This is a genomic window from Chryseobacterium urinae, assembly GCF_030518295.1.
GTDB classification, from domain to species: domain Bacteria; phylum Bacteroidota; class Bacteroidia; order Flavobacteriales; family Weeksellaceae; genus Chryseobacterium; species Chryseobacterium mucoviscidosis.
In genome coordinates this window covers 14,766-33,736 of the sequence record NZ_JAULSJ010000036.1, presented here as the reverse complement: position 1 = coordinate 33,736, position 18,971 = coordinate 14,766, and the positions used below count along the sequence as shown (strand labels likewise).

The following is an 18,971-nucleotide window of genomic DNA, read 5'->3' as shown; positions in this document are numbered from 1 at the left end:
GAAACGCTTTGTTTCTCCTTTTTTAGTGTTCGTAATTATTTTTTTATAAACTTTTTCGTTGTTTTCCCTTCTTTAGTTTCGATCGTAATGAGATACGATCCCGAAGGAATATGTTTAATATCAATTGTATTTCCATTCAATACGGTATTAATTTTCTTCCCCGAAATATCATAAACATTTACATTTTCAACTTTCAAAGTGGATTGAATCGTTAAAAAATCAGAGGCGGGATTAGGATATAAATTAATATCAATTCCATGTACATCAGGTAGTTTCTTTCTTAAATCCATAAATAATTTCATATTTTGCTTTTTGCCTTCAATTTCTCCTTCACAAGGTTCTCCGCATCCTTCAATTTTGGCCAAATATTTAGCACCGTTTTTAATGTAAGTATTGGGTAGCAATGTAATACTTTCTCCTGCTTTCATTGTAATATTTTTTCCTGCATCTATAACATAGGCTGTATTTGTAATAATAGTATTACTCGCATTATAGGTATGGATATTATTTGTTTCCTGAGAATCTCTTATAATATTGGGTACACAATTATTACTTGTATTGTTGGTATTAAGAGTAGGAACTAATTGAGGAAACAAATTAGGATTTGTACTGGAATAGCCGGGAGCTATATTTAGATTGTACAAATCTAAACTGGCTCCGCCAAAAACATCAGGATTATTAATTTTACCAATGTAGGTATTTTGAATATAGGCATATTTGAAATAAATATCACCGTATTTATTTCTTTGAATTCCTTGAAAATCTACACTTCCGGTAATGGTGTTTGCTATGCTATTGTATATAATATTGTTATTTGTAGACGCCAACATATTAACAGCATATATATCAGTCGAGAGGTGTGTTCCTACATATAAAATAGAACCATCTTTGTTGAATTCCGTCAAGATGGGAGTAAGACTGGCAATTGTTAGTTCATATGCATTTGTTATTTGTCCTGTACTGTCATCAAAAGAGTATACTCTACCTTCATTATAAGAGTTTACAAAATCTTCAGAGCTAAAGCTCAGATAATGTGAAAAACTTTTACACAATGATCTTAATTTTGGAGAAGCCTTGATATAGGCATAATGCTGAAAAGGAGAAGGATAAACATTTTCAATATTTAGACTACTGGTTACCGGATTATTTACAAAGCCTGTATTTTTTAAGGGATAACTATATAATTTTGTCATTGTAGGAATTAATACCCAAAAAGAAGCATTATTTATTTGTGGAACAATAGTAACTCCTTTTGCTGTTGTAAAATCATTTCCAAATTCATCTAAAATAGAAATATTTGTAAGGCTTTGTACAACATCACCAAGAGAAAAACCATCAAGTCCAAGATTTCCTAAAGACATATCTACAACCGAATATCTCGCTACAAAGGTGTTTGATGATGAGACCACCCCACCACTGAAAATATAGTATAGATTAGGATTGGAAGGATGTTTCACAATTGCTATTTGCATAGGAGTTTCCTGCATTATGTTACCTCCATTTGGCATTATAGTATGCTCTCTGGTCCATACGGAAATTCCGTTAGTGTAAAATAGTAATTTCCCATTACTGTCACTTACAGAAGCGGAGGCTCCATTTGTAGTCATTTGGCTGTTGGTAAGTACTATTGGTGACGGAGAGGAAAAATTAATTGCGGCATAATTCCCAAAATACCAGTTATCATTTTCTCCCTGTGAAAACATCAGTATCGGGAATAAAGCCATTATAATTGTTATATAAAACTTTTTCATGTTCTTAATTTTATATAATTAATTATTTTACTTTTTTCTCAAGTGCTTCAATTCTTTTCTGCTGCTCTATGGTATAAAGCGTAAGTTCTTCAATCTTTTTCAGAAGTAGAATATTCATTTCCTTAAGTTCAATACCATTTTTAATAGCTTCCTCAGTTGTAGGAACTTCAGGAAGATGTCCGTTTTCTTTGATAAATTTTTCAACACTATTTAATGGCATTAATTTGTAATCTTTTTCAAATACGTAATCTGCCCATCCGTTGTTTGCGGCGATATCTACTTTTACTTTTTCTGTTCTAATCCCATCTTTTACAAAAAGTTTGTATTTCTCGCCATCGGCAGTAATTCCATCTGCAGGTAGTTGATTCGTAAACTGTCCAATTCCGATTGTCCCGTTATTTCCAACAATCCAATTGCCTATATTTAACTCATTGTTTGGCGACGTTGCGTTGTAGGGCACAATATTGGTTCCTATAAATATATTGTTGTTTCCTGATAAAATATTTCTTGCATTAGAGTAGCCTAGATTGATGTTATTGGAGCCATTGTCTAATGATCTAAACGATTCGCTGCCTACTGATACATTGGCGGTACCACTTTTAAGATATCTTAAACCACTTACACCTATAGCGGTATTATTAGTTCCAGTTGATCCATAAGCCATTGCATGAGAACCAATAGCAGTATTTCCGGAACTGGAAATAAAGGATTCCAAAGCATTTGTTCCTATTGCAACATTGTCTGAGCCGGATTGACTATTATTCATAGCTCCTGAACCAACCGCTGTGTTGGAATTTCCATTTGATAATATAGACATTGCATTACTTCCAATGGCAGTATTTCCACCACCAGTCGTATTTTGAGTAAAAGCCCCAATTCCAAAAACTGTATTAAGAATACTTGTAGCATTATTTACACCACCCCCGAAAAATAAATTTTTGTCCCAGATCTGACCAGTCGAAGAAAGATTTAAGAAGACGAATCTGCCATCAGGATTAATTCTCAGTTTTTCCAGATTATTAGTTTTAAAAACCAAAGAAGTATTGTCTGTAGTTCCAATAAAGTTATTTGAAGGATTAGTTCCTGAATTCCCAGTTAAACTCCATTGAGCGTTTGCTGTAAAACTTAATACAGCAGAAAGTAGAATGATTGTTTTTTTCATGGTTAAATTTTTAGAATTTAATAAAAAATATGAATCTTGATTTAAATTATTAATTTTTTGTCAAATTGCTCTAAGTTTTTACTTTTTGCAAATTAGTATTTTCTCTCCCTGTGAAAATCCGTAATAATTATCTTTCTCAAAAATTTTGACATCTACGAAAAAACCGGAGTCTTGCAATCTCTCTTTTAATCCTTCAACAGAATAAATCCTCACATGATCCTCCTGCCCGAAATGTTTTAATCTCTCTTTCTCCGTAACGATAGAATAATCTTCATAAATTTCTCCCTCTTTAAATGGTGTCTGAATTAAGACTGTTCCATTTTTCTTCAAAACCCGGTAGAGTTCACTCATTGCTTTTTTATCATCTACAATATGTTCTAAGATGTGATAACAGATAATGAGATCAAAGGTTTCGTCTTTACAGGTAATTGCAGTAATATCGTAGCGATAGTCAGCAATAAAATCGGTTCCGAAATCAGTGGCAAAATATTGTATATTGTTTTTCTTTTTCCATTTTCTGTATAGTATTCTGAAAGGTGAAAAATCTAATATAGCAATATTAGGAACAATAAATTCCTCATTTAAAAGCTTATAAAGTCTTCTGGTTCTTGAAATACTTCCACAAACAGGGCATATAAGATCTCCATTATTAAGTTTTGCAAAATTTTTAAGCTTGGTTTCACATACATTACACTGGTGGTTTTCGCCTTTATAGAAAGGTTTTAAGATTTTTCTGAAATTTTCTTCATTTTTTACAAGAATATTTTGAGGAATAAAACTTTTAATAATTGATTTGAGGAAATTATACATGTCAGGATAAAATTATAGTTTTCAAAATAACAAAAATTTATTTGAATAGCTTTTTACTTTTGGAACAATTATTGACGGAAATCACCCAAATGTAAGCTATGAAATATATATTCAGTCTTTTTGCTTTTATTTTTCTGTTCTCTTGTACGTCGCAGAAAAACAGTTCTAAATATTCAAAAATCGAATATGAAGCGGGAGCCTGTTTCGGATCTTGTCCTATTTTTAAAATAACCGTTAATCCTGACAGAACAGCGGTGTTTGAGGCAGAACATTTTAATTTTACGAACGGATTTTCTAAAGGAGATTTCAATAAACCCCGTGAAGGAACTTTCAAAGGAACAATAAAGCAGGAAGACTATAATAAACTGATTGCTTTACTGGACGGTTTGGAGGTGAAAAAACTGAATGAAAAATATGGTGAAAGAAATATTACGGATCTCCCAACTTCCCATTTAAGAATTAATTTTGCCGACGGAACCTCAAAATATGTTGAAGATTACGGGAAAAGAGGAACCGAAAAGCTTGAACAACTGTATAAATTTTTTGGTGACTTAAGATTCAGTCAGCAGTGGACAAAAGTCGATTAATATATTAAAAATATTTAAGCTACCTTTGCAAAATATAATTCCTTCATTTTGAAGGAATTTTGTTTTAATTATTAAATACAATTTATTTGAATTTTACAGACTTACATTTAATTGATCCTATTGCAAAAGCAATTCAGGAACAAGGATATACCAACCCGACTCCTATTCAGGAAAAATCCATTCCGGAAATTATAAAAGGTAAAGATTTTTTGGGTTGCGCTCAGACAGGAACAGGAAAAACGGCAGCTTTTGCCATTCCTATCCTTCAGAATCTTGCTCAGAACAAATTCCCCAACAGAAATATTAAAGCTTTGATTTTAACGCCTACCAGAGAACTGGCGATTCAGATTGAAGAAAATATTCAGGCGTACGGAAAATATTTACCATTAAAGCATCTCGTAATTTTTGGAGGTGTAAAGCAGGGAAATCAGGAAGCCGCGCTGAAAAAAGGAGTTGATATTCTGGTTGCGACACCGGGAAGACTTCTGGATTTTATTGCTCAGGGAATCATCAGCTTAAAAAATCTTGAAATTTTTGTACTGGATGAAGCCGACAGAATGCTGGATATGGGTTTTGTGCACGATGTGAAAAGAATTATTAAACTTTTGCCTCAGAAAAGACAGACTTTGTTTTTCTCTGCAACCATGCCTTCAGAAATACAGAAACTGGCAGATTCTATTCTTAATAATCCGGTAAAGGTAGAGGTAACTCCGGTTTCATCTACCGCAGAAACCATCAAACAGTCGGTGTACTTTGTAGAAAAAGATAACAAACTGAATCTTTTAACGCACATTTTAAAGAATGACATTTCAGATTCTGTCTTGGTTTTTGCAAGGACGAAGCACGGTGCGGATAAAATTGCGAGAAAACTTCAGAAAGATAATATTACAACCGAGGCTATCCACGGGAATAAATCCCAGAATGCGCGTCAGAATGCTTTAAACAATTTTAAATCCGGAAAAACAAGGGTTCTGGTTGCGACAGACATTGCAGCGAGAGGAATTGATATTGATGAGCTTAAATACGTTGTTAATTTTGAGTTGTCTGATGTTTCCGAAACGTATGTTCACAGAATCGGAAGAACGGGTAGAGCAGGAGCGGAAGGAACGTCTATTTCATTTGTAGACGGTCTGGATCTTCTGAATTTGCGCAATACGGAGAAACTGATCGGAATGAAAATTCCTGTGGTAAAAAATCATCCGTTTCATACAGACGATCTGGTTGCTCAGAAAAGAGATTCGAACAACAAGCCAGTTCCTGCAGGAGCGGAAAAACCTAAACAGGCAAGAGGAAATTCTTCAAAATTCAGCCGAAATAAGGCAAAGCCGGATAACGGAGCGGCATCGGTTGGTTTTAAAAAGCCTAAGAATAAAAATTTCACTAGAAAGAAATAATGCGAAAGCCTTCCAAATCCGGAAGGCTTTTATTTTTAAATCTGAACGAATATCTTCTTCGCATTCTCAGTAGTAATTCTGTCAATCTCAGAAAAGTCTGTTTTATAGAGATCAACCAGTTTTCCGGCAACCAGATCAAGATAGGAGCTTTCATTTCGTTTTCCTCTGTAAGGAACCGGAGCGAGATAAGGAGAATCTGTTTCCAGAACGATTTTATCCAAAGGGATTTCATTCAGAAACTGATCTATTTTACCATTTTTGAAGGTTACAACACCTCCGATCCCTAAAATGAAATTCAGGTCAATTGCCCGTTTTGCCTGTTCTAAATTCCCTGAAAAACAATGAAAGATCCCTCTCAGTTTCGGATGCTTTTTTCTTTCCAGAACTTCAAAAGTTTCATCAAAGCTTTCTCTGGTGTGGATTACGATAGGAAGATCTTTTTCAATTGCCCAGTCGATTTGCTGTTCAAATGCTTTCACCTGAATATCAAGGGTGGTTTTATCCCAGTACAGATCGATCCCGATTTCTCCTATGGCAGGAAAAGACCTTTGATCGAGATAATTCTTAACGATTTCGAGTTCTTTTTCCCAAGATTCCGGTTTTACGTAACAGGGATGCAATCCCATCATCGAAAAGATATGTTTCGGATATTCTGCTTCCAGTTTTAGCATTTTTTCATGAGATTCCGAATCGATTGCCGGGAGATAAAATTCTGTAATTCCCTTATCTAAAGCTCTCTGAATGGCTTCTTTTCTGTCTTCATCAAATTCTTCTGCGTATAAATGTGTATGTGTGTCAATCATTTTTATATCATTTTTAACAGGTCTTCGTAAGGTTTTACCAAATTCAGCAAGATACCGAAAGCTGGTTCCGTTTTGATGCCCTGTTTTTTTAATTTTATTATTTTCTGCTTAAAATCTTCACCTTTTTCCTGTAATATTTTGTATTCAGCGATCATGTGTCGGTAAGCATTCTGTTCGGTTGCAGGTTTGTTTTGTCCGAAAATTTCAACAGGAAATTCTTCTAGTTCGAAATTTAAAACAGTGGCTTGTTCATTATTTACCGTAATTTTTTCAATTTTTAAATCAAATTCAGAAAATATTTCAAAAAGAGCTTTCTCAAATTCAGTAAAATTTTTTGCTTCGCAGATGATATCCAGATCACTATCTTCAATATCAATTTCTATGGGAATAGTTCCTGCCAAAATGGGAGAATAGTCCTTCAGCTTTTCAAAAATCTGATGTTTCATCAAAACTTCATAAGCTCTTTTTTGCCTTTCATTTCCGTTCTTCAGATAGTCGATCTTTGTGAAATCAATCATTTTGATTCTATTGAATTTGGAGACTCAACATGATGGGTGTTTATCTGATGTAAAACTTCATTTGTGATGTCTTTTCCTCCCGTAAAGTTTCTGTAAAAAGAGGCAATACTGAAAATAGGTCCGAAAGGAATTCCCCACCACCCAAAAAATAAAGTCAACAGCGAATATTTCCAACTGTATTTTGAGGAAGACTCATCAGATTTTATAAAATAAATATCACTTGGTCTTTTTGATGATAGGAAAATAATTGAAATTGTATATGAAAAAACTACGAATTTAGCACCTTTCTGTAATTCATCATTTAATTGATCGGTTGATAATCCTTCTGTGTTTTTAATAATAGCCATTAGTTTTTAAAATATTTTATGCTTTACTTTTTTTCGCTGAGCTTCAATTTTTAGGTTTAATTTCTCTTTAAATTCGATGTATTTCGGATCTTTTTCGTCGTTGGTTTTATGCTCCAACGCTTTGTAGATTTTAAAATTTTCTTTAATAAAATCTTTTGTCTCATCCGAAAAATATGCATTTCCGAATTTTTCGAAAATGTAATTAATTGCCTGATTGTTAGGATGAATCATATCTTCTTTGTAAAAACGGTAATCGCGGAGATCGTCCATCAAGATTTCATAAACCGGAAGATAATGACAGTAATCCAGTTCATCAATCATCTCATGAATTGCCGTGATCAGTTTAGATTTACTCAGCTGATTTTCAATCATTCCGTCTTTTGTATGGCGAACCGGAGAAACAGTAAATAAGATCTGAACATCGTCCGGACAGATGTCTTTGAGGTTTAAAATTGTATTGTACACAGAATCTGTAAGTTCCTGAAAGGTCAGAAGTCTTTTTTCAAAGAATTTCTGAGGAATTTTATGACAATTAGCGACGAGCTTGTTTTTAGGCGTAAATTCGTAAATAAATGAACTTCCGTAAGTTATAATCACCCAGTTGGATTTTTGGAGAAAAGAATTTCCCTCCTCAAGACCGGAATTTATTTTCTGTAACGTCTGATGAACATACCTTGTATCAAAACTTGTGTGATGATCCAGGGAAATAAATTCATCGTTAAAGGTAATCAGTTCTTCTTCATGATAAAATTCGGCATCATGAAGTCTTTTGACCGCATTGTTGATTGAAAAAGGATTAAAAATGGTTCCAAAAGGATTGTTGATAGTCTGCAATTGTCCCTGCTGAAAAAGATCCGACATTTCAGAGGCAAAACAGGAGCCGATCGAAAATATTCTATCTTCAACTTCAATCTTCTTTTGCGATTCTTTAATATCAACTTCGGTTCTGAACTTCATTTAATCAATTTGAAAATTTGAGAATGTGTCAATTTGAAAATTTAAGGTTTATGCTTACTCATTTTCAAATTGACTTATTATCAAATTATGATTCTCTTCTCAATAAATAATTGGCAAGCTCTGCAAACGGCTTTTTCTTTTCTTCCGGAATATCGATTTTCTGAAGATAGCTTTGTCCGATTTCGTTATGTTTTTCAATAAGACGCAATGCTTTTTCGTCTACTTTTGTTCTTCTGAAAATCTTTTCTACACCATAAACTTTATCGATATTATCGGTCTTTTTAGAGTACCAGTAATCCAGCTCTTTTCTTTCTTCTTCTGTAGCGTGTTCTCTCGCCATCAGGTAAAGAACGGTTTTTTTGTTTTCGTAAATATCTCCGGCGTGTTTTTTACCGAACTGTGCCTGATCTCCGAAAACATCCAGATAATCGTCCATGATCTGGAAAGCAATTCCGATATGCTTTCCGAAGTTAAAAATGGCTTTTGCATCCTTGAAGTTTGCTTTAGCAATCAATGCTCCGATTTCAAAGGAAGAAGCGCTTAAAACTCCGGTTTTGTAGGTAATCATTCTGATGTAATCGTCAAACGTTACATTTTCCTGAGTTTCGAAATTGATGTCATATTGCTGTCCTTCGCATAAAAGCAGTCCTGTATGGGTAAAAATCCTGATGCACGCTTTGAAAATCTCAGGCTCAAGATCTTCGAAAAATTTATAGGCTTTCAGCATCAGTCCGTCTCCTGAAAGAATTCCAACGTTAATTCCGTGTAAGGTATGAATGGTTGGTTTGTTTCTTCTTAATGGTGCTTCATCCATAATGTCATCATGGATCAGCGTGAAATTATGGAAAAATTCAATTGCCAGAGCCGGCTTTATAGCTTCTTTAAGATCACCTCCAAACAAATCGCAGGCCATTAGAACCATGATCGGACGAAGACGCTTTCCTCCGTGCGAAATAATGTAGTTCATGGGTTCGTAAAGTTCTGTTGGCTTATCTTTGAAAGTATATTTGGTAATAGCATCGGCAACGATCTGCTGATATCTGTCTAAAAATTCCATAAATTCTAATAGTTTGAACAAAAATACAATTTTTCAGGGCTTTATAAAACAAAATCCTCACCGTTTTAAGAGTGAAGATTTATTATTAGGTCAAAAATTATTTTAATTGAACTGTATCCGGATTTTTACTTCCATGTCGAATGGTGAGAATATAAATTTTATGATCTACACATTCGTAATAAAGAAGGTATTTATGAACAATCTTTACGGAAACGTTTGGTATATCTGTCTTTCTTCCGATATCCGGAAATTCAGAAAGTAATTCTAAATTATTTTTGATTAAATTATTAAGCTTTATACTGAATGAGTTGGATTTGTTCCTGTTAATCCAATACTGAAGGATATCAAGCCATTCATTGCTGGCTCTTTTTGTCCAGATTATTTGTTTAGCCATGCATTGATTTCTTTCTGAAAATCTTCATCAGATAAAATACTTCCTTCTTTTATTTCTGTTCTTGCTTCCGAAACTGCTTTTTTTTCTTCTTCATTGGTTATGTAGATTTCTTCATCGTTTTGAAATTCAAGAAGCTGCAATAGTTCTTTTAATCTTGCTTTGTTGGTAATACCTGTGATCTGATTAATCAGGTCTATCTGTAATTCTGCAGTGCTCATAGCTTATAACTTAATCTATATAAAATTAATAAAAATTTTGAACTTTAAAAAACAAAAAACTTTGCCCGAATGAGCAAAGTTTTATTATTTTGAGTAATCTCAGTTGTTTAAGATAATGCCGTTACTGCAAGGTAAGTAATTCCGGCAACAATTGCAGAGATCGGAATGGTAAGAACCCATGCCCAAAGAAGACTTACGGTGATTCCCCATCTTACGGCAGAAACTCTTTTCGTAAGACCAACCCCGATGATGGAACCTGTAATCGTATGTGTGGTAGAAACAGGAATCCCGAAGTGATCTGTAATGAATAACGTAATAGCACCTGCTGTTTCAGCACTTACTCCTTCCAGAGAAGTTACTTTTGTAATTTTTGTACCCATGGTTTTGATGATCTTCCATCCACCGCTCATTGTACCTAAAGCGATCGCGATAAACGAAACCAGAGGAACCCAGATGTAATGCTGTGCAAAGTAATCGAAACGTGCTGCTGATTCAAGATTTAAATAAATCGGATCGTGAAGCATTTCAACGTGATAGTAAATTAATGCCGCACCAATGATTCCCATTACCTTCTGCGCATCATTAAGACCATGTCCTAAACTGAAAAGCGCCGAAGAAGCAAGCTGCAGTTTTTTGAAAGACTGGTCTGCTTTGTGCGGGTTTGATCTTTTATAAAGGTGAACAATAATTAAAGTAATGATAATTGAGATAATCATCCCGATAATCGGTGCCATGAAAATGAAAAGGAAAATAGGGATTACCTTATCAAATTTCACAACGCTCTGGTGTGTTACCTGCGAAGCTGCTGCTTTTACGGTTTCCCAAGTTCCCAATTCCGGCTGTGCTGCTGCAACGTTGTGGTAATCCATCATAAAAGCGTGCATTAAAGCGGCTCCTAAAAATCCTCCGATCAGTGTGTGTGAAGAGGAGGAGGGAATACCAAACCACCACGTTAAAAGGTTCCATGCGATTGCCGCAACAAGACCTGAAAAGATAACTTCGAGGGTGATAAAATTCTCATTAACTGTTTTGGCAATTGTATTACCAATTTTAAATTCTCCGATGATGTAAGCAGCGATGAAGAAAGCTGCAAAATTCCAGAGTGCTGCCCAAAGAACTGCCTGGAACGGAGTTAAAACTTTTGTAGAAACAATAGTCGCAATTGAGTTGGCTGCATCATGAAAACCATTGATGTAATCGAATATTAAAGCCAATGCAATAATAACTATAAGTAAAATCGGAAATTCCATTGTTTAATTATAATTATTAATTAAGCGTATTTAATCATGATGTTTTCAATCGTGTTGGCAACATCTTCTGCTTTGTCGGTTACAACTTCAAGATAATTAAGTACAGATGAAACTTTGATAATGTTGATCGCGTCATTTGTTTCGAATAATTCTACCATAGAATTGGATAACAAATCGTCTGCAATGTTTTCGATAGAGTTTACTTTGATACAAGCTTCTTTTACCTGTTCCATATTTTTGAATCCTTTCAGGTTTTTCATCGCATTCTGGATCTCAAGACAAGCTTTGTGAATCAGTAATGAGAAGTCGGAGTATGCCTTCATTTCCGGCGATTTGTAAAGGAAAATATATTTTGTGGAAGCGTAGATGTAATCTGCGATATCGTCTAATCCTGTTGCTAGAGTGTGGATATCTTCCCTGTCGAAAGGAGTGATGAAGTTTTTCCCCAGTTCTACGAAGATCTCGTGAGTAAGCTCATCATTTTTGTGTTCGTAATCGCTCATCTTTTTCAACATAGAATCGTCGTTCAGATCGAAATCTTTGATTCCGTGGTTGAATTCCTCAGACATTGCTACAAGGTTTTCTGTTACTTTTTCGAAAAGCACAAAGAAGATTTTATCTTTCGGTTGAAAAGCGTGGAAAATATTACCAATTCCCATTGTAAAGTTTTTATAATTCGAGTGCAAATTTCTTAAAAAACCACCTTACCTGAAAGAGTATAACGTTAAGTTTTGTTAACATTGGATGAACGCCTGATTATCAAATAAAAAAACCGACTTTACAGCCGGTTTTGGGTATATTTTCAGTAAGATTAATTAGCCTCTTCAGCTCTCATTTCCTTACCTCTGAATTTCATTGTAGAAATATTGCTTAAAAGATCTCCTTTGAAAGATTTTTCAACCTCGAAGAAAGAGAATTTCTCTAGAATTTCGATGTCTCCGATCTCGGCTCTTTTTTTGCTTTTTCCTGAAGATGTCGCTTTGTTGATGATGTCTAAAACGTCAAGTTTTTTCAACTGGTCTTTTTTACCAAGGTTGAAGAAAAATCGAACCATATTTTCGTTCTTTCTTCTTGGTTTTGCACCACGTTCTCTTCTGTCGCTTCTTTCTCCACGTTCCCCTCTGTCGCGGTCTCTTCCTCTGTCACGATCTCTTCTTGAACCTCTGTCGTCATCTCTGCTGCTTAGTTTCTGCTCCACAAGATCATGTCTGTCTTTGTAGTACATTGCAAGATCTTTCAGTTGGAACTGAAGAAGTTTGTGCGCCAGTTCTTCTTTGGTGAATGCTGATAAATCAGGGATCAGAGAATCGTCAAACTCAAAGAAATCTTCGTGAATTTCGAAAAGACTTTCGAAAACTCCGCCTACCTGAGCTTTGATAATATCGTCACCGGTAGGAATTTTACCTTCCGTGATTTCAATTTTCGTAGCCGATTTGATCTGCTTTAATTTTCTGCTTTCTTCAGGCTTAATTAAAGACATTGAAATTCCGTCTTTTCCTGCTCTTCCTGTTCTTCCGCTTCTGTGTACGAATACTTCAGGATCATCCGGTAAAGAATAGTGGATAACGTGGGTAAGAGAATTTACATCCAGACCTCTAGCTGCAACGTCTGTTGCTACAAGAATATCAATATTTTTCAGTCTGAACTTCTTCATTACCGTATCTCTCTGCGCCTGAGAAAGGTCTCCGTGAAGTGCATCTGCTGCATAACCGTTCTGCATTAAGAAATCGGCAACTTCCTGAGTTTCCATTCTTGTTCTGCAGAAAATAATGGAGTACTGATTCGGGTTGGAATCAATTAATCTCTTTAAAGCTTCTTTTTTCTGACGGTATCCTGCCACATAATATTCATGCTTGATGTTCTTTTTAACTTCGTTAATAGAACCTACAGAAATTCTGTGCGGCTTCGTAAGATAGTTTTTGGAAATTCTTTCCACTTCCTTGTTCATCGTTGCCGAGAAAAGGAAAGTCTGTTTTGTTTCGGGTGTTTCGCTTAAAATGGTTTCCAATTCGTCTTTGAAACCCATGGAAAGCATTTCGTCTGCTTCATCCAAAACCAACCAATGAATGGCAGAAAAGTCTAAAGCCTTTCTGTTAATCAAATCGATTACTCTTCCCGGAGTTCCCACAATAATCTGCGGTTTATCCTTCAGAGATCTCATTTGTTCCATAATGCTGCTTCCACCATAAACTGCAGTAGTTTTGATGTTCGCCATGTACTTAGAATAATTTTTTATGTCTTTAGCAATCTGAAGACATAATTCCCGCGTCGGACAAAGCACCAAAAGTTGGATTTTGCGACTCGTTTCGTCAATCATATCCAAAATCGGAAGCGAAAACGCTGCTGTTTTGCCTGTCCCCGTCTGCGCAAGTGCGATCAAGTCGCGAATATCTGAAAGAATAAAAGGGATAGTCTGTTTTTGGATTTCTGTCGGGCTTTCGTAACCCAGTTCGCCAATTGCCTTAAGAATATCAGGACTTAAATTGGTCTCCGTAAATAAATTCATTAAATATTATAAAATTTCTGCAAATATACAATAAATATTTGATTTGTTTTTGAATTATTTTTAAATAATCAAACTTAAATTCAGAATCCTTTAATCTTTTACTTTTATTTTGAAAATTAAATGCAAAAAAACAGGGTGCAAATTATAAAGATGTTAACCATTGTTTTTTTTTATTAGATGCGTTTTATTTTTTCTCTGTAATTTATGAATTTTCAAAAATTTTAAACTTTCAGATCCATTTAAATTCTTTATTTCATTATTTATCTAGAAAAAGTATAATTAAAAATACTTCGGTTTTTGTACATTTGAATCATTACAATTTATCAGTTTTACAATTTAAAATAAAAAACTTTACAGAATGATGTCCGCAACAATTTCTCCAAAAGTATTCGATTTTCTTAATCAACTTACCGTTAACAATAACCGCGAATGGTTTACGGAAAATAAAAACCTTTACACGGAATCGCAGGAAAATGTGATTGCTTTTCTTGAAGATCTCATTAAAGAAATGGCAGGTTTTGATGAGGAACTGGGAAAAATTGATGCCAAGAAATCTCTGTTCAGAATTTACAGGGATACACGATTTTCAAAAGATAAAATCCCTTATAAAACGAATTTCGGAGCGTCACTGGGAATGGGAAAGGGTAGTCAGAAAGGCGGATATTATCTTCATCTGGAACCGGGGAAATCGTTTATTGCCGGAGGAATTTATATGCCCGAATCTTCAGTTTTAAAGGAGTTGAGAAAGGAAATTTCTTTATATGGAGAGGATTTTCTTAAAGTCATCAATAATAAAGAATTCAAAAAATATTTTCCGGAACTTGATCAGGATGATAAGCTGAAAAAGATTCCGCAGGGTTTTGAAAAGGAAGATCCGATGGGAGAGTATCTCAAACTGAAAAGTTTTATCGTAGTCTATAACCTGAAAGATGAAGAGGTCTTCGATAAAAATGCCGTGAAAAACCTTTCCAAAATCTTTAAAGTGATGAAGCCTTTGAATGATTTTCTGAATACGCCTTTTTTGTAGGTGAATTTGTTCAACCCTCACAGGTTTTCAAAACCTGTGAGGGTTAGGATCGATAAATTGTATAAATCAAAACGTGGAAATTCTTACGAATCATAGTTTTGAATATGTTGTAGCGTTGTATCGATCAATGAAACTTCGCAAAATCTAATAATTCATTTTGTGTGTCATTCCGCAGGAATCTACACTGTGATAGGTTTGCGGAATGATTCCCTAGAATTCAAAAGGTAATATATCATCATCTTCATATCTAAATAATTTTAGCATTTGTGTCTCTGCCTCCTTTAGTTTACGGTGTTTTTTGCCTTCATTAGTTTCAACAGGTTTGTCGTTTACAAAATAATTGTCGACTCTTAAAACTTCATACCCTGTAATTTTAGTTATTCCTTCATTATCGACTTTTTTGTTGATCTGTAGCTCGCAACTGATAGTGAAGCCATTTTTAAATTCAACGTCGCCTTTTTGAACTAGTTCCTTAAATTCAACTGATTTCATTGAAAAAGGTATGGATTCATTTTTAAATATCCCTGTCCATTTGTAATATCCTTTTTTAAGAACAGGAGAAATAATTTCAATTTTAGCATTATTTATAATTTGTGGTTCAATAATATCTGAGAATAAAATGAACCGATTGAAATTTTTTCTTTTTATAAAATCTTCTGAAATATAGTTGCTATTTTTATCTTCTATTCTAAATGACACTTTATCTATTTTGTCATAGTTAGATAGTTGTTCGTAGAAATTAGAACGACGCTTTTTTATAATAAGATTGTTTTCAAGTCTTGTACTAACATTTTTTATTTTAGCGTTGGCTTCCTCTATTTGATTTTGATTTAGCTGTTCAATTAGTTTTTTATTTTGTAATTCAATGTTTTCATTTTGTAGCTCTAGTTTTCGTAATTCTAAAGAATCTTTCTTATTATCTATTATAACTTTATTTTTATCTTCAAAAGCCTTATCAATTATATGTTCGGTAGTTTTTTCTGCTATTTTTGTTAAAGGTGTTATTAGTATTGCTGTAATGGTACTGAGAACTACAGCACTAATTATTGTGGCGCTCTTTTTTTCTTGTTTGGATAAAACCTTAAAAATTTGCTTAAAACCTCCTTCTGCATAAGGTTCAATTTCTATTAATATTTCCTCTTCAAGCTCTTTTGCAATTTCCTGTAGAATAGCAATTATTTCATGCTGAGATTTATTTAATGTTATTGCATCAATAGTGTGGCTATTGTCTTTGAACCAATAATGAATTTCTAATTTTTCAGAGTTAAGTAAAGGTAGCAGAAGTAACATTTCTTTAAGGTTTTTTTAGTTTTTTATAAATATAGCAATTTATAGTCAAAATCTATATCAGTTAGTCATTCGATAATTTATTTCCACCCACCCAAAAAATAAAATCCGCCACAAATTTGCCCACCCAATTTTTTAAAAGTAATTTTGCATGAATCTAAAATAAAAGTAAAATATGTCAACTTACGTAGTTGTAGGTCTTCAGTATGGAGATGAAGGTAAAGGAAAAATCACGGATGTTTTATCGGCAAAATCAGATTACGTTGTACGTTTCCAAGGGGGAGACAACGCGGGTCACACGGTTTATGTAGGTGAAGAGAAATTCGTTTTGCACCTTCTTCCATCGGGAGTTCTTCAGTGCAAAGGGAAATGTATCATTGCGAACGGAGTAGTGGTAAATCCTAAATCTTTCATTAAGGAGGTGAATCAGATCGAAAGCAAAGGCTTGAAGACAGATCACATTTTCATCAGCAGAAGAGCGCATGTCATCATGCCTTACCACATTCTTTTGGATACGTACCGTGAAGAAGAGCACGGAGGAACGCAGATCGGGACAACGAAAAAAGGGATCGGACCTTGCTATGAAGATAAAATTGCAAGAGTGGGGATCAGAATGATTGACCTTTTGAATCCTGAGATCTTAAGAGACAAAATCGAAAAAAACTTAAAAATCAAGAATTCTCTTTTTGAAAAATACTTCGGAAAACCTACATTGGATGTTGAAGAAATTTACAACGAATATTTAGAAATCGGAAAACAGCTTCAGGACAGAATTGTAGATACAGAACTTGAACTGAACGAAGCGATCAGAGACGGTAAAAATGTTCTATTCGAAGGAGCGCAAGCTTTAATGTTGGATATCGACTTCGGAACGTATCCTTACGTAACTTCTTCTTCTCCATCTACAGGAGGCGTTTGTACGGGAGCGGGAGTTCCGCCGACTTCATTGCAGAACTTAATTGGTGTTGCCAAAGCATACTGTACAAGAGTAGGAAACGGACCTTTCCCTTCAGAACTGGATAACGAACTGGGTGAGAAAATCAGACAGATCGGAGGAGAATTCGGAGCAACAACAGGAAGACCGAGAAGAACAGGCTGGTTAGACCTTGTTTCTTTGAAGCACGCTTGTATGATCAACGGAATCAATAATTTAGTGATTACGAAATTAGACGTTCTTACAGGAATTGAAAATCTGAAAGTAGTTACGCATTACAAAACCGAAGACGGAAAAATCATCGATTATTTCACTTCATCCACTGAAAAATTATACAACTACGAACCAATTTATCAGGATTTGCCGGGTTGGAATGAAGATATCACGAAAGCCAGAAGCTACGACGAACTTCCGCAGACCGCTCAGGAATACATCGAGTTTATCGAAAAATATTTAGGAATCAACGTTTATTTGGTGTCTGTTGGACCAGAAAGAAGCCAGAACATCATCAGAAAAGAATTATTCTAAGAATATTTTTTCAACATACAGAAAGAGATCATCAAACGATGGTCTCTTTTTTTATTGGATACTTTAATTCTTAAAAACTAAATTTCTACTTTCTTTTTATTCCGTAAATTTCAACTATCAACTATCAACTATCAACAAATTCCCTTTTTCCGAAGCTGTTTCCAGCTTTCGCTACTCGCTTTTTTGAGGTTTCAGCGGCGGCTTTGCCGCCGCCGAAACCTCAAAAAGAGCTCAGACATGCCGCTCAATCTGGGCTAAAATACAGGTCTGCAATTTTAACTTTCTCCGTAAAATATTTAAACTCAGGAATTTATTATTTACAACATAGTTAAATTTCTTACTTGGCATTAAAATTTTAAAAACGTTATCATTTTAACAAATATTTGGCAGAAAATTTGATATTGAATCAATGCTTATTGGTAAGATCATAAAAACTAATAATCAAATTTTTTTAACAGTTTAAATATTTTAGTGATGAAACACACAAATCAAAATCAGGAATTTCGTTTTAACGAAGTCCTTTTCGAACATCGTAACAAAGAATACGGAGCTTATGTATTAAGAAGAGAATCAGACAGAATCTTAACAAAAGCATTTTTTATAGGAGTCAGTGTATTGGCTGCCGTTTCTTTAACTCCGCTTGCGATCAATGCATTTAAGAATCCCGAAGTGACTGACGAAGGAGGTTATGTATTACCTCCACCAATTCTTATTAATGAATATGATGATACACCACCTCCAGTAGCTGTTCTGCCTCCAAAAGCACCATCTGCTCCTGTAAAAACATTCGATGATACGGTTCCGACACCTACTTCTCATGTAACCAATGAAAAAGTTGTAGAGAAAATTGAAGGAGCTGTTGCAGGAACAAGAAATAATCCTGATGGAGAAACTGCTCCACCGAATACTTATGTACCAACAACTCCAACTATCGGAACTAGTCCCGTAATTACTACGGCTCCACCTGTAGTAGTACCTAAAGAAGATCCCAATAAAATTTTCAATAGTGGAGATTTAGGAAAAGAAGCAAATTTTGATGGTGGAATCGACTCATTCAGAAATAAAGTAATGAGTAATTTTGACGGATCAGGATTTGATTCTGGTGATGTAATGAAAACCACCATTACTTTCATTGTAGAAAAAGACGGTACCATTTCTGGAATAAAGGCTGCGGGTTCAGATGCAGATTTCAACAGCGAGGCGGTAAGAACAATCAGATCGATTAAAGGAAAATGGACACCTGCAAAAAACAAACAGGGTGAATCCGTAAGAAGTTATTTCAAATTTCCGATCACGATGAAATTTGATCAATAAGACATAAAAAACAAATCTTGAACAGTTATCCACAAAGAATTTTTTTTGTGGATAATTTTTTTTATTGCTAAATTGCTTATTAACAATATTTTAACTCAAATTTCGTTTTATCCCTTTATTAAGAGCA

19 protein-coding genes are annotated in these 18,971 nt (G+C 34.5%); 5 read left to right on the top strand and 14 right to left on the bottom strand.

Going from position 1 to position 18,971, the window contains the following annotated elements:
- Window positions 1-35 precede the first annotated feature (35 nt).
- The 3 genes from QWT87_RS17975 to QWT87_RS17965 all read right to left on the bottom strand — a co-directional run bounded on the left by QWT87_RS17975 (window position 36) and on the right by QWT87_RS17965 (window position 3,723).
- Window positions 36-1,751: a T9SS type A sorting domain-containing protein gene (locus QWT87_RS17975; RefSeq protein WP_302717754.1), complete on the bottom strand. Its 1,716-nt coding sequence runs from the start codon at window positions 1,749-1,751 to the stop codon at window positions 36-38.
- Between the two features lie 22 nt (window positions 1,752-1,773).
- Complete coding sequence (locus QWT87_RS17970; protein WP_302717753.1) at window positions 1,774-2,913, bottom strand: autotransporter outer membrane beta-barrel domain-containing protein; 1,140 nt, start codon at window positions 2,911-2,913, stop codon at window positions 1,774-1,776.
- Between the two features lie 78 nt (window positions 2,914-2,991).
- On the bottom strand, window positions 2,992-3,723 hold the full coding sequence (locus QWT87_RS17965) for a class I SAM-dependent methyltransferase (protein ID WP_302717752.1): 732 nt from the start codon (window positions 3,721-3,723) through the stop codon (window positions 2,992-2,994).
- Between the two features lie 98 nt (window positions 3,724-3,821).
- Here QWT87_RS17965 and QWT87_RS17960 point away from each other — a divergent pair, with 98 nt between their 5' ends.
- Together QWT87_RS17960 and QWT87_RS17955 are read left to right on the top strand one after the other, a co-directional pair.
- Window positions 3,822-4,310, top strand: coding sequence for a DUF6438 domain-containing protein (locus QWT87_RS17960; protein WP_302717750.1), 489 nt, complete (start codon window positions 3,822-3,824; stop codon window positions 4,308-4,310).
- An 86-nt stretch (window positions 4,311-4,396) separates the two neighbouring features.
- Window positions 4,397-5,704, top strand: coding sequence for a DEAD/DEAH box helicase (locus tag QWT87_RS17955; protein WP_302717748.1), 1,308 nt, complete (start codon window positions 4,397-4,399; stop codon window positions 5,702-5,704).
- Between the two features lie 35 nt (window positions 5,705-5,739).
- Here QWT87_RS17955 and QWT87_RS17950 read toward each other — a convergent pair whose 3' ends face one another.
- From QWT87_RS17950 to QWT87_RS17905, 10 genes are all read right to left on the bottom strand, one after another.
- Window positions 5,740-6,507, bottom strand: coding sequence for a TatD family hydrolase (locus QWT87_RS17950; RefSeq protein ID WP_302717746.1), 768 nt, complete (start codon window positions 6,505-6,507; stop codon window positions 5,740-5,742).
- Between the two features lie 2 nt (window positions 6,508-6,509).
- Window positions 6,510-7,025, bottom strand: a complete 516-nt coding sequence (locus QWT87_RS17945; RefSeq protein ID WP_302717744.1) for a DUF4269 domain-containing protein — start codon at window positions 7,023-7,025, stop codon at window positions 6,510-6,512.
- Window positions 7,022-7,372 carry a hypothetical protein gene (locus QWT87_RS17940; RefSeq protein ID WP_302717743.1) on the bottom strand — a complete coding sequence of 117 codons (351 nt, stop codon included), beginning with the start codon at window positions 7,370-7,372 and terminating at the stop codon, window positions 7,022-7,024. The genes QWT87_RS17945 and QWT87_RS17940 overlap by 4 nt, the downstream gene beginning before the upstream one ends.
- Window positions 7,373-7,378: 6 nt before the next feature.
- Window positions 7,379-8,329, bottom strand: a complete 951-nt coding sequence (locus QWT87_RS17935) for a GSCFA domain-containing protein (protein ID WP_302717742.1) — start codon at window positions 8,327-8,329, stop codon at window positions 7,379-7,381.
- 85 nt (window positions 8,330-8,414) lie between these two features.
- Window positions 8,415-9,386 (bottom strand): polyprenyl synthetase family protein, encoded by a 972-nt coding sequence (locus QWT87_RS17930; RefSeq protein ID WP_076392171.1) that lies wholly within the window; start codon window positions 9,384-9,386, stop codon window positions 8,415-8,417.
- Between the two features lie 97 nt (window positions 9,387-9,483).
- Window positions 9,484-9,780, bottom strand: a complete 297-nt coding sequence (locus QWT87_RS17925) for a type II toxin-antitoxin system RelE/ParE family toxin (RefSeq protein WP_087712446.1) — start codon at window positions 9,778-9,780, stop codon at window positions 9,484-9,486.
- Window positions 9,765-9,998, bottom strand: coding sequence for a hypothetical protein (locus QWT87_RS17920; RefSeq protein ID WP_288460624.1), 234 nt, complete (start codon window positions 9,996-9,998; stop codon window positions 9,765-9,767). Before QWT87_RS17920 ends, QWT87_RS17925 begins: the two co-directional genes overlap by 16 nt.
- A gap of 107 nt (window positions 9,999-10,105) precedes the next feature.
- The gene (locus tag QWT87_RS17915) at window positions 10,106-11,248 is read right to left on the bottom strand and encodes an inorganic phosphate transporter (RefSeq protein ID WP_087712448.1); all 1,143 of its coding nucleotides are present in this window, start codon (window positions 11,246-11,248) and stop codon (window positions 10,106-10,108) included.
- A gap of 20 nt (window positions 11,249-11,268) precedes the next feature.
- Window positions 11,269-11,907, bottom strand: coding sequence for a DUF47 domain-containing protein (locus QWT87_RS17910; protein WP_076392175.1), 639 nt, complete (start codon window positions 11,905-11,907; stop codon window positions 11,269-11,271).
- A 152-nt stretch (window positions 11,908-12,059) separates the two neighbouring features.
- Window positions 12,060-13,754, bottom strand: coding sequence for a DEAD/DEAH box helicase (locus tag QWT87_RS17905; RefSeq protein ID WP_302717736.1), 1,695 nt, complete (start codon window positions 13,752-13,754; stop codon window positions 12,060-12,062).
- Window positions 13,755-14,112: 358 nt separating this feature from the next.
- Between QWT87_RS17905 and QWT87_RS17900 the strand changes: the two genes are divergently transcribed.
- The gene (locus QWT87_RS17900) at window positions 14,113-14,781 is read left to right on the top strand and encodes a DUF2461 domain-containing protein (protein ID WP_302717735.1); all 669 of its coding nucleotides are present in this window, start codon (window positions 14,113-14,115) and stop codon (window positions 14,779-14,781) included.
- Between the two features lie 210 nt (window positions 14,782-14,991).
- On the opposite strand, the gene QWT87_RS17895 is transcribed toward QWT87_RS17900, so the two are convergent.
- Entirely contained in the window at window positions 14,992-16,071 is a 1,080-nt protein-coding gene (locus QWT87_RS17895) for a hypothetical protein (protein ID WP_302717734.1), read from the bottom strand.
- A gap of 172 nt (window positions 16,072-16,243) precedes the next feature.
- Here QWT87_RS17895 and QWT87_RS17890 point away from each other — a divergent pair, with 172 nt between their 5' ends.
- Both QWT87_RS17890 and QWT87_RS17885 read left to right on the top strand, forming a co-directional pair.
- Window positions 16,244-17,530, top strand: coding sequence for an adenylosuccinate synthase (locus QWT87_RS17890; RefSeq protein ID WP_076392183.1), 1,287 nt, complete (start codon window positions 16,244-16,246; stop codon window positions 17,528-17,530).
- A 474-nt stretch (window positions 17,531-18,004) separates the two neighbouring features.
- Window positions 18,005-18,844: an energy transducer TonB gene (locus tag QWT87_RS17885; protein ID WP_302717733.1), complete on the top strand. Its 840-nt coding sequence runs from the start codon at window positions 18,005-18,007 to the stop codon at window positions 18,842-18,844.
- Window positions 18,845-18,971: the final 127 nt, after the last annotated feature.